This is a genomic window from Natronococcus jeotgali DSM 18795 (assembly GCF_000337695.1).
GTDB classification, from domain to species: domain Archaea; phylum Halobacteriota; class Halobacteria; order Halobacteriales; family Natrialbaceae; genus Natronococcus; species Natronococcus jeotgali.
Map to the genome: position 1 here is coordinate 23258 of NZ_AOIA01000148.1, position 10566 is coordinate 33823.

Annotated in this window: 12 protein-coding genes; 3 read left to right on the top strand and 9 right to left on the bottom strand. The window is 66.5% G+C overall.

The window, feature by feature from the left end; translation table 11 throughout:
* Positions 1-5 precede the first annotated feature (5 nt).
* Entirely contained in the window at positions 6-701 is a 696-nt protein-coding gene (locus C492_RS17255; RefSeq protein ID WP_008425987.1) for a ThuA domain-containing protein, read from the bottom strand.
* Between the two features lie 318 nt (positions 702-1019).
* On the opposite strand from C492_RS17255, the gene C492_RS17260 reads away from it, so the two are divergent.
* Entirely contained in the window at positions 1020-2144 is a 1125-nt protein-coding gene (locus C492_RS17260) for a Gfo/Idh/MocA family protein (RefSeq protein ID WP_008425988.1), read from the top strand.
* Between the two features lie 20 nt (positions 2145-2164).
* On the opposite strand, the gene C492_RS17265 is transcribed toward C492_RS17260, so the two are convergent.
* The 3 genes from C492_RS17265 to C492_RS24745 all read right to left on the bottom strand — a co-directional run bounded on the left by C492_RS17265 (position 2165) and on the right by C492_RS24745 (position 5019).
* Positions 2165-3850 carry an acyl-CoA synthetase gene (locus tag C492_RS17265; protein ID WP_008425990.1) on the bottom strand — a complete coding sequence of 562 codons (1686 nt, stop codon included), beginning with the start codon at positions 3848-3850 and terminating at the stop codon, positions 2165-2167.
* A 132-nt stretch (positions 3851-3982) separates the two neighbouring features.
* The gene (psmB, locus tag C492_RS17270) at positions 3983-4714 is read right to left on the bottom strand and encodes an archaeal proteasome endopeptidase complex subunit beta (RefSeq protein WP_008425991.1); all 732 of its coding nucleotides are present in this window, start codon (positions 4712-4714) and stop codon (positions 3983-3985) included.
* A 131-nt stretch (positions 4715-4845) separates the two neighbouring features.
* The gene (locus tag C492_RS24745) at positions 4846-5019 is read right to left on the bottom strand and encodes a hypothetical protein (protein WP_008425993.1); all 174 of its coding nucleotides are present in this window, start codon (positions 5017-5019) and stop codon (positions 4846-4848) included.
* A 284-nt stretch (positions 5020-5303) separates the two neighbouring features.
* Here C492_RS24745 and C492_RS17275 point away from each other — a divergent pair, with 284 nt between their 5' ends.
* Together C492_RS17275 and C492_RS17280 are read left to right on the top strand one after the other, a co-directional pair.
* The gene (locus C492_RS17275) at positions 5304-5657 is read left to right on the top strand and encodes a DUF555 domain-containing protein (protein WP_008425994.1); all 354 of its coding nucleotides are present in this window, start codon (positions 5304-5306) and stop codon (positions 5655-5657) included.
* Positions 5658-5756: 99 nt separating this feature from the next.
* The gene (locus C492_RS17280; RefSeq protein ID WP_008425996.1) at positions 5757-6296 is read left to right on the top strand and encodes a CBS domain-containing protein; all 540 of its coding nucleotides are present in this window, start codon (positions 5757-5759) and stop codon (positions 6294-6296) included.
* Between the two features lie 36 nt (positions 6297-6332).
* Here the strand turns inward: C492_RS17280 and C492_RS17285 are convergent, their stop codons facing one another.
* The 5 genes from C492_RS17285 to C492_RS17305 all read right to left on the bottom strand — a co-directional run.
* Positions 6333-7031, bottom strand: coding sequence for an ABC transporter ATP-binding protein (locus C492_RS17285; RefSeq protein ID WP_008425999.1), 699 nt, complete (start codon positions 7029-7031; stop codon positions 6333-6335).
* Positions 7031-7810, bottom strand: a complete 780-nt coding sequence (locus C492_RS17290; RefSeq protein WP_008426000.1) for an ABC transporter ATP-binding protein — start codon at positions 7808-7810, stop codon at positions 7031-7033. Before C492_RS17290 ends, C492_RS17285 begins: the two co-directional genes overlap by 1 nt.
* Complete coding sequence (locus C492_RS17295; protein WP_008426002.1) at positions 7810-8925, bottom strand: ABC transporter permease subunit; 1116 nt, start codon at positions 8923-8925, stop codon at positions 7810-7812. Before C492_RS17295 ends, C492_RS17290 begins: the two co-directional genes overlap by 1 nt.
* Positions 8922-9797: an urea ABC transporter, permease protein UrtB gene (gene urtB, locus C492_RS17300; protein ID WP_008426004.1), complete on the bottom strand. Its 876-nt coding sequence runs from the start codon at positions 9795-9797 to the stop codon at positions 8922-8924. Before urtB ends, C492_RS17295 begins: the two co-directional genes overlap by 4 nt.
* 1 nt (position 9798) lies before the next feature.
* Positions 9799-10566, bottom strand: a 768-nt coding sequence (locus C492_RS17305; RefSeq protein ID WP_152424941.1) for an ABC transporter substrate-binding protein, incomplete at its 5' end; no start/stop codon positions are given.

Genomic DNA, 10566 nt, shown 5'->3' on the forward strand with positions numbered 1-10566 from the left:
CGATCTTACTCCCGCTCGCCGAACGTCCGCGGCGAGCCCGCACGCGGACTCGCCCACTCGACGGCGTTGTGCAGGACCCGCTGGATCGCCTCGTTCTCGTAGATCGGGTACGTCTCGTGGCCCGGGCGGAAATAGAAGATCCGGCCGTTCCCGCGCCGGTAACAGCAGCCGCTGCGAAACACCTCGCCGCCCTCGAACCAGCTCGTAAAGACCAGGCGGTCGGGCTCGGGGACGTCGAAGGGCTCGCCGTACATCTCCGTCGTCGGAAGTTCGATCGACTCCTCGAGCCCGTCGGCGATCGGGTGTCCGGGGTCGACGACCCACAGTCGCTCGCGACCGCCGTCCTCGCGCCACTGGAGGTTACAGGTCGTCCCCATCAGGTGCTTGAAGACCTTCGAGAAGTGTCCCGAGTGGAGGACGATCAGCCCCATCCCCTCCAGAACCCGTTCCTGAACTCGGTCGACGACCTCGTCGGCGACCTCGTCGTGGGCGATGTGGCCCCACCACAGCAGGACGTCGGTGGCCTCGAGGACGTCCTCGGTGAGCCCGTGGTCGGGCTCGTCGAGGGTGGCCGTCCGCACCTCGTGGGCGTCCGCGAAGACGTCCGCGAGCGCCTCGTGGATCCCGTCGGGGTAGACCGCGGCGGCGTCCTCGTCTTCGCGTTCGTGTCGGAACTCGTTCCAGATCGTGACTGCGACCATCGACGGGTGCTCCCGCCCACAGGTTCTTAGCTGGCCCGGTCGGTTTCGGCTCCGCCGCGATCAACGGACGATTTCCCGCGACGGAACGTCCCGTTCGGTAGTAACGTCGGAATACCCGTAGTATCTGTCGGTGGTCACACCCGATGGTACTGTACCGAAGCGTACATGAGCCTCGCCGTACAGATTTCCGGGACACAATACTTATCTCAATCGCTGCCCGCGTTCCGGTATGAATTGGAACCGCGCGCAAACGACGGCGAAATTCGGGGTTTTCGGTACAGAAACTGAGACGACGGGTGAGAAACGGGGGGTTTCTCGGTGATCGAAGCGGACATCGGCGTCGGCGTCGTCGGTCTCGGCGGGATGGGCCACCTCCACGCCCGAAACGTCGAGGAGTTCGGCGCGGACGTAGTCGCCGGCGCCGACCTCGTCGAGGGACAACGGGAGGGGTTCGCCGCCGAGTTCGACGCCGCAACCTACGAGACCCACGAGGGGCTGGTCGCCGACGAGAACGTCGACGCCGTCATCGTAACGACGCCGAACCGCTTTCACGAGCCGATCACGGTCGACGCCCTCGAGGCGGGTCGGGACGTCCTCGTGGAGAAACCGCTCGCCCACACCGTAGAGAGCGCGGAGCGAATCGCCGACGCCGCGGCCGAGGCCGAGGGGATCTGCATGGTCGGGTTCCACAACCGCCACGCCGCCTCGATGGCGATGTTCGACGAGCAACGCGACCGCTTCGGCGAGCTTACTCACGTCGAGGCCAACTACGTTCGACGGCGCGGGGTGCCCGGCCCCGGCTCGTGGTTCACCGACGCCGACCTGGCCGGCGGCGGCTCGCTGCTCGACATCGGCGTCCACGCGATCGACCTCGCGCTGTACGCGATGGACTTCCCCGAAGTCGTCGAGGTCAGCGGCGTCGCCCGCTCGACGTTCGGGATGGACGACGACTACGCCGACCCCGACGGGTTCGGCGACGCCTGGGACGGAACGGCCGAGTCCTACGAGGTCGACGACTCCGTCAGCGCCTTCGTTCGCTGCGAGGACGGACGGACGATCGCGCTCGAGGCCGCCTGGGCGACCAACCGCGAGCCGAGCATGGACTTCCGCGTGCGAGGTACCGACGCGGGCGCCCAGTTCGACATCGGCGCGACGGACATGGAGATCCTCGAGGCCGGCACCGCGGGCTGTGACCACTACGCCGACGTCAGTCTCACCGGCGACGCCTCGCTGACGGGTCACCAGGAACAGGACGCCCGATTCCTCGAGACGGTCGCCGCGGGCGTCGAGCCCGAGACGAACACCGTCGAGGAGGCGCTGACCGTCCAGCGCGTGATCGACGCGATCTACCGCTCGAGCGAGACGGGCCGCGCACAGCGCATCGAGACCCCCGAACTCGACGACCGCGAGGCCGAACTCGAGGCGACCCAGCGAAGCGACTGACGGGTCGATTCCGAGCGTTCTCAGGCCGTTTCGGTTGCGTCCGCCTCCTCGACTGCGTCGTCCTGTAGTTCGGTCCGTCGGATCTTTCCGGTCACCGTCTTCGGGAGCTCCTCGCGGAACTCGATCTCGCGGGGGTACTCGTGGGCCGAGAGCTCCTCGCGGACGTAGGTCTTGATGTCCTCTTTTACCGCCTCGGAGGGCTCCGTTCCCTCGCTGGGGACGACGTAGGCCTTGACGATCGTCCCGCGCTGGCGGTCGGGTTTGGGAACGACTGCTCCTTCAGCGACGGCCTCGTGTTCGCCCAGCGAGCTCTCGACCTCGAAGGGACCGATCCGGTACCCAGAGGAGATGATGACGTCGTCGGCCCGTCCCTCGAACCAGAAGTAGCCGTCCTCGTCCTTGTGGGCCAGATCGCCCGAGAGGTACCACTCACCATCGGGGCCGTCGACGAAGCAATCCCGGGTCTTCTCGGGTTTCCGCCAGTACTCGGCGAAGAAACAGGGGTAGTCGCCACGCTGGGCAATCTCGCCGGTCTCGCCCGGTTCGAGTACCTCTCCCGTCTCGGGGTCGACGATGTCGGCGGTGATTCCGGGAAGCGGTTTTCCCATGCTGCCGGGCCGCAGCTCCATCGCCGGGTAGTTGTTGATGATCATGTTGCCCGTCTCGGTCTGGCCGTAGGTGTCGTGGACGGTCACGCCGAGGACGTCCTCGCCCCACTCGACGACGCCCGCCGAGAGCGGTTCGCCGATCGAGAGCGCGTGACGCAGATCGAGATCGCAGCCCTCGAGGACGCCCTCGTTCTCCCGGAGCATCCGGTAGGCCGTCGGGACGCTGAACAACACCGTGATCGGGTACTCGTCGAGCAGGTCGGCCCAGGTCTCGGGATCGAACTCGCCCTCGTACGTGAACAGTTCGGTCCCCCAGAACCACGCGCCCAGGGTGTTGATCGGTCCGGTGAGCCAGCCCAGGTCGCCGGTCGACCAGTAGACGTCGTCCTCGCGGAGGTCGGCCGCAAAGCGCTGGGTCGCCGCGACCCCCGTTACCCAGCGGTGTTTGTGCAACACGCCCTTCGCCGGCCCCGTCGTCCCGCTCGTGTAGTACAGCAGGGCGTCGTCCTCGCCGCCCGTCCGGGCGGTGTCGTACTCGGGGTCGGCCTCCGCGAGCGCGTCCTCGAGGTCGATCCGCTCGCCGACTCCCTCACTCCGATCGACGACGAGGACGTGCTCGACCGACGGCGCCTCGGAGAGGGCGTCCTCGACGGTCTCGAGGTTGTCGCTCGTCGTCACGACGACGGAAGCGTCACAGTCGTCGAGCCGATAGGAGATCCCGTCGGGTCCGAACCGTTCGTTGACCCCGCCGAAGACGGCGCCGCGCTTGAGCGTTCCCACCAGCGCGATGTAGTGTTCGGGAATCCGAGGCATGTAGGAGAACACCCGTTCGCCCCGTTCGATCCCGCACTCCTCGAGGACGTTCGCGAACCGGTTCGTTCGCTCGGCCAGCTCCTCGAACGTGAGGGTGCGTGACTCGCCGTCGACGCCGACCTGTCGGAGCGCGATCCGATCCCCGCCCGCGACGTGGCGGTCGCAAACCTCGTGGGCGACGTTGATCTCCTCGGGAGCGTCCCAGTCGGCCTCGGTGTAGATATCCGTCCAGTCGAACGATTCGCGGGCCGCCTCGTAGCTCTCGAGATTGTAGCCTTCCGCCATGTGTTATCAACTAACAACTGACAGTATAACTGTTATCCCGATCCGGCGGACGGAGCCGTGGCTGGCTCCTGTCGTCGGTGGGACTCGAGAACACGAGAAGAACGGTAAACGGCGGACCGAACGGCGGTTCGCTTATATGACTTCCTCGAAGTCGTGGTGACCGTGGATGTCGACGCCCTCCTCGGTGATCTCACAGAGGAACACGCCGTTGCCGGAGCCGGTGTCGCGTTCGGCGGCGGACTTGATGCTGCGCGCGGCGACGGTCTTGGCCTCGTCGTTGGACATGTCGTCCTCGTAGGCCTGCTCTAAGTGACCGTAGGCCAGCTGCATCCCGGAGCCGGTGACGGTGTAGTCGTCCTCCATGACGCCGCCGGCGGGGTCGATGCTGTAGACGTGGCTGCCCTCGGCGTCGACGCCGCCCAGGATCGGGTGGATGGCGAAGAACGGACCGCCGCGGGCGAAGTTCCCGGCGAGCGTCGCGAGCGCATCCATGCTCATGTGCTCGCCGCGGCGGGCCTCGTAGAGGTTGACCTCGGCGCGGAGACTCGAGATGAACGACTGGGCGCCGCCGACGCTGCCGACCATCGTCAGCGCGGCCGTGGGGTGGATCTGCTCGACCTTCTGGACGTTCTTGTTCGAGACGAACCGGCCGCCGAGGCTGGCGCGCATGTCCGTCGCGATGACGACGCCGTCGGCGGTCGTGATGCCGATCGTGGTCGTCCCGGTCTTGTTGACGTTGTCGAGGTCGGCGGTCGAGAGGTCGTTTCGCGGTAGCGAGCCGACTTCGGGCTCGTAGGGGTTCGTCTCGGCCGATAGCTGCTCGCTCGTTCGGGAAAAGTCCGAGTCGTGAGTAGGCGTACGCATTGACCGAAAGTTACGGCCGGGACCATATAAAACATCGGCGGTAACAACCCTCGTTTCCGGTACCGGCGGTTCCTCGGCGCCGCCGCTCGAGAACGGGAGACGGCGCCGTCGGGCGGAAAACGATCCTCAGTTCACTCTTGGCTGACGTCGTCGTAGGCCTCGCCGACGGTTTCGATCACGCGGTGGATCGGGAGGGTGTAGCCGGCCTGGCGGGTCGCCATCGCGAGCGGCATCACGAAGATGCCGACGACGATGCTGAGTTGGTACAGTGCGAACAGCGTCGCGTGGTACGCGCGGGTTTTCATCGGCGTTCACCCGTTGGGAGACCGAGGTAGTATATAAGTGTTCCTGCCGAGCGGAGAGTATAATGGTCGTTCGTTCGGGATCGGGTCGACGCAGTCTTGCGATTAAAGCTGACTTGAATATCGACCAACCGAGTGTGCCTCGAGGTCGGGATTCGACTATCCTGGGTCGAATCGATCCGGCCGATTCTCGTAACGTATCGGGATTATCGGCTTCCCGTGCGCGCCGTCGGCTCCGGACGACCCGGAACCGCAAAGCAAGAAACCCCCCGGACCGACCATCCGGTATGGGAAACTACCTCGTCGCGATGGAAGCAGCGTGGCTGGTGCGTGACGTCGACGAGATCGACGACGCGATCGGCGTCGCGGTCAGCGAAGCGGGCAAGCGACTCAACAACGAGGGGCTCGACTACGTCGAGGTCGAAGTCGGCGCGACGGGCTGTCCGGCCTGTGGCGAACCGTTCGACTCGGCGTTCGTCGCGGCCGATACCGCCCTCGTCGGACTCGCCCTCGAGATGGAAGTGTACAACGCCGACAGCGAGGAACACGCCTCCCGGATCGCAAAGAGCGAGGTCGGGGGCGCCCTGCGGGACGTCCCGCTGTCGGTCGTCGAAATCGTCGAGACGCCCGAGGACGAGTAGCCGCGACCGCGTCCGCGAGCGACGTCGCGGGCGTCTCCTCTCTCGTGTCCGTCGATCACCACCCAAACACCTTTCTATAACCCTTAGTTATTGGATCGTATGGAGCTACCGACGCCCGCGGACCTGCGCCAGCGCCGTACCGAACTCGGGTTGACCCAGAGCGAGCTCGCCGAGACCGCCGAGGTCTCCCAGCCCCTGATCGCCCGGATCGAGGGCGGCGACGTCGACCCGCGGCTCTCGACGCTGCGGCGGATCGTCAACGCCCTCGAGACCGCCGAGAGCGACGTCGTCCGCGCCGAGGACCTGATGAACGAGGCGGTCGTCAGCGTCGCCCCCGACGAGCCCGTCAAGGAGGCCGCCCGGAAGATGGAGGAGGAGGCGTACTCCCAGCTCGCGGTGATCCAGGACGGAATCCCGGTCGGGTCGATCAGCCAGAGCGGCCTCGTCCACCTCGACTCCGAGGCCCGCGACGAGCCGATCGAAGGGCACATGAGCGAGAGCTTTCCGACCGTCTCGAAGGACGCGACGTTAGACGAGATCAGCAACCTGCTCGAGCACTACAAGGCCGTGATGATTACCGAAGCCGGCGAGACGGTCGGGATCATCACCGAGGCCGACGTCGCCGCGCGGTTCTCCTGAGTCGACGGTTCGTCCGACGACTCGAGGCGAGCCGACTCAGACCGCGAGGTACTCAGTGACCGCTTCCCGCGAGTCGAGCCGGTCGCCCTCGAGTTCGTCGACGATCGTTCCCTTGTCGATGGCGTAACAGCGTTCGGCGAGGTGCTGGACGACGTGGAGGTTCTGCTCGACGAACAGGATCGTCGTTCCCAGCTCCTCGTTGACCCGTCGGAGATTCCGCGTGACGTCCTGGACGATCGAGGGCTGGACACCCTCGGACGGTTCGTCGAGCAGGAGGAGTTCGGGGTTGCCGACGAGCGCGCGGCCGATCGCGAGCATCTGCTGTTGGCCGCCGCTCATCGTCCCGGCTTCCTGGTCGCGACGTTCCTCGAGAATCGGGAAGTAGTCGTAGACGGCCTCGTACTGCAGTCGGTCGTCGCCTTCGTTGATCGTCTCGCCGATCCGCAGGTTCTCCGCGACCGTGAGCTCCGGAAAGACGTCCCGTCCCTGCGGAATGTATCCCATCCCGCGGCGAGCCCGGACGTCAGCCGGCTCGTCGGTGACGTCCGTCCCGTCGAACCGAATCCGTCCGTCGTCGACCTCGAGCAGACCCATGACGGCCTTGACGAGCGTCGTCTTGCCGACGCCGTTTTTGCCCATGATTCCGACGATCTCTCCCGCGTCGACGTCGACGTCGACGCCGCGGAGGATCGGCGTCTTACCGTACGACGCGTGCAGGTCCGTGAGTTCGAGCATCAGCGATCCTCCCCCAGGTAGATCCGCTTCACTTCGGGATCGGTCCTGATCTCCTCGATCGAGCCCTCCCGGAAGATCGAGCCCCCGTCGAGGACCGTGACGCGATCCGCGATCGTTTCGACGAAGTCGATGTCGTGTTCGATGACGATCACCGCGACGCCGTCGTCGTCGGCGATCTCCCGCAACAGGTCGGCGATGTCTGCGGTCTCCTCGACCGAGAGGCCGGCGACGGGCTCGTCCAGCAACAGCAGGTTCGGCTCCATCGCCATCGCCATCCCGATCTCGAGCCGCTGTTGCTGGCCGTGGGAGAGTTCTCCGGCGACGGTCTCCCGTTCGGCGAGCAGGTCGAAGCGCTCGAGGATCTCGCGCGTGCGGGCGTCGAAGGCGTCGGGCTCGACGACCCGCTGGAGCGGGATCCGCAGGTTCCCCGCGACGGTCAGTCCCTCGTAGACGCTCGGCACCTGGAACTTCATGCTGATCCCGCGGTCGACCCGCTCGTGAGACGGCAGCCCCGTGATGTCGGCGCCGTCGTAGTAGATCTTCCCGGCGGTCGGCTCGAGCCGACCCGTGAGCAGATCGAGGAACGTGCTCTTACCGGCCCCGTTGGGACCGATGAGACAGCGCAGCTCGCCCGCCTCGAGGGCAAAGTCGACGTCGTCGGTCGCGGTGAGTCCGCCGAACGCTTTGCGCAGGCCGCGCGTCTGCAGGATCCGCGAGGAGTCCGGACCGGTCTCGTCGACCGCCGGCGCGGTTTTGACGGTGGGGTCGCTCGTCGCCATCAGTCGCTCACCTCCTCGGTGGCCGCGGACGAGTCCCGTGGAACGGGCGACGGATCGGCGTCCTCGCGGTACTCGAGGACGTACTCGTGGAGCCGCGGGGCGACCCCTTCCGGCATCACGAGCACGACGAACACTAGCAGCGAGCCGATCAGCACCAGCGCCCACTCGCTGCCCGAGAGCGCGAGCCGGTAGTCGACGAACTGGATCGCGAGCGCGGCGCCGACGGTACCGAGCAGCGAGGTCCGGCCGCCGACGCTGGCCCAGACGACCGGCAAGGCGGCCGCGGTGATGCCGAAGACGCTCGGATCCACGTAGTTGTTCTGGGTGGTAAACAGCACGCCGCCGAGGCCGGCGATCGCCCCGCCGATCGTGAAGACGACGAGCTTGACGAACGTCGTGTCGTAGCCGAACATCGCCGTCCGATCCTCGTCCTCGCGGGTCGCGACCATCGCGTAGCCGAACCGACTGTTGACGAGCGCGCGCAGCCCGAGGTAGGTCGCCACGAGCGCTCCCAACGTGACGTAGTAGTGACCGAGCGGTCCGATCTCGACCCCGGTCGAGCCAACGCCGATCGCGAGATCGGGCACTCCGCTCATGCCGTTGAAGCCGCCCAGCCGGGCGTCCCCGATCGCCCACTCGCCGCCCGCGGTCTGGCCCATGAAGGTGTACAGCACCAGCGCGACGACGAGCGTGAGGATCGTCACGTAGACGTCCCGGACGCCGCCGTAGAACATGAAGTAGCCGAGCGCCGCGGCGAACGCGGTCGAGACGCCGAGCGCCGCGAGAACGGCGAGCGTCAACCCGGTCAGCGTCGCGGCGTTGATCGCGACGATGCCGAAGGCGTAGCCGGCGACGCCGAAGAAGGCGACCTGCCCGAAGCTGAGGATGCCGCAGTAGCCCCAGATGAAGGCGAGACTCATCCCCAGCAGGGCGTAGGCGAGAAACACGGAGCCGACCTCCGCGGCGTAGAGCCCGAAGAGAACGGGCAGTGCCGCGAGGACGGCGACGGCGACCGCGAGGCCGAGCCAGAACGCCGACGAGTTGCCCATCGTGTTCGGTCCCTCGAGCGGTCGGCGGACGGCGGCGAGCGGGCCATCGCCCGATCCGACGCTCACTGGCTCTCACCTCGGCTCTCGCGCCAGTCGGCGAGCATTCCTGTGATCCCCTCGGGCATCAGCCGGATGGCGACGATCGCGGCGATCAGCATCGCGACCTGTCCCATGAAGGTGCCGGCGACGTTCGTCACGGCAGCGTTTACCGTCCCGAGGAGGCCGCTGGCGAGGACGGTGCCGACGAGGACGGAGGCGCCGCCGACGACGACCGCGACGAACGTCTCGATCAGGAAGCCGGTGCCGTACTCCGGCGTGACCGTCATCACGGGCGCGTACAGCGCCCCCGCGAGGCCGGCCAGACCCGAGCCGACGGCGAACGTGGTCATGTACATCCGATCGGTGTCGACGCCCATGCTGCGGGCGGTCGTCTCGTCCTGCATGGTCGCCCGGGCGCGGATCCCGAAGTCGGTCCACGTGAACAGCGCGTACAGCCCGCCGAGCACCCCGACCGCGACGACCGCGAGGACGAGGTAGTAGATGGGACCGTCGACGACCGGGAGCTGTCCGTACGGGATCCCGATCCCGGGAGCGGTGTTGCCGAAGACGATTCGCGTGAGCTGGATCATCACGAGGCTGATCCCCCAGGTGACGACCATCGAGTCGAGCAGGCGTCCGTAGAGGTGCCGGATGATCAGTCGCTCGAGGACGAGCCCGTAGACCGCCGTCAGGACGACGCCCGCCAGCATCGCCAGCGGGAGCGGAAGCCCTGCGTCGAAAGTAAACGTCGTCGCGTACGCCCCGACGAGGATGAACTCGCCGTGGGCGAGGTTGATGATCCCCATCATCCCGAAGATCACCGCCAGCCCGACCGTTGCCAGCACGATGAACGCGAAGATCTCGACGAACTCGAAGCCGAAGTTCAGTAGCTCGAGCATCTCAGACCACCTCGTAGAACGCTCCTGGTTCGTACTGCGTCCGTTCCGCCTCGCTGGTCAGATCGCAGCCGGCCTCCCGGAGGAAGACCGGCTCGATCGTTCGCGGTTCGTCGAAGCTGATCTCGTGGTTCTCGTCGGCGTGTGCGACGCGCATGTTGTGTTCCATGTGATGTGTCTGGGGGTCGAGTCTGACATCGCCCTCCGGAGCCTCGGTCTCGAGTCCGGACTCGAGGGCCTCGATCACGGCCGCCTGCTCGAACGTCCCTGCGCGTTCAACGGCCTCCTTGTAGAGGTAGACCGAGAAGTAGTTGTTCTGGGCCTCCTGGTTGATGTACTCCGCGTCGTCCCACCGTTCGTAGTAGCGTTCGACGAAGTCCGCGTTGCGGTCGGTCGGCAGCTCCTCCATGTAGCTGACCCCGGCGTAGACGTCCTCCAGGGCGGGCGGATCGATCCGCAGGTGTTCGCGCTCCTGGGCCATGTTCGTCGAGGTGCCGATCGGGATATCGGTGAGCCCGCTGGCCAGGCGCTGCTCGTAGAACGCCGAGTGGTCCTGGCCGACCAGCATCGACATCACGAAGTCGGGCTCCGCCGACTGGATGTTGTTGATCGTCGAGCCGAACTGGGACTCCTCGAGGGGGACGTACTCCTCGCCGACGACCTCGGCGCCGTGTTCCTCGGCGATGATCTTCACCCAGTCCCCCGAGAGCTGGCCGAAGTTGTAATCGGCGGCGACCGTGTAGATCCTGTCTCTTATACACATCTCTGATGG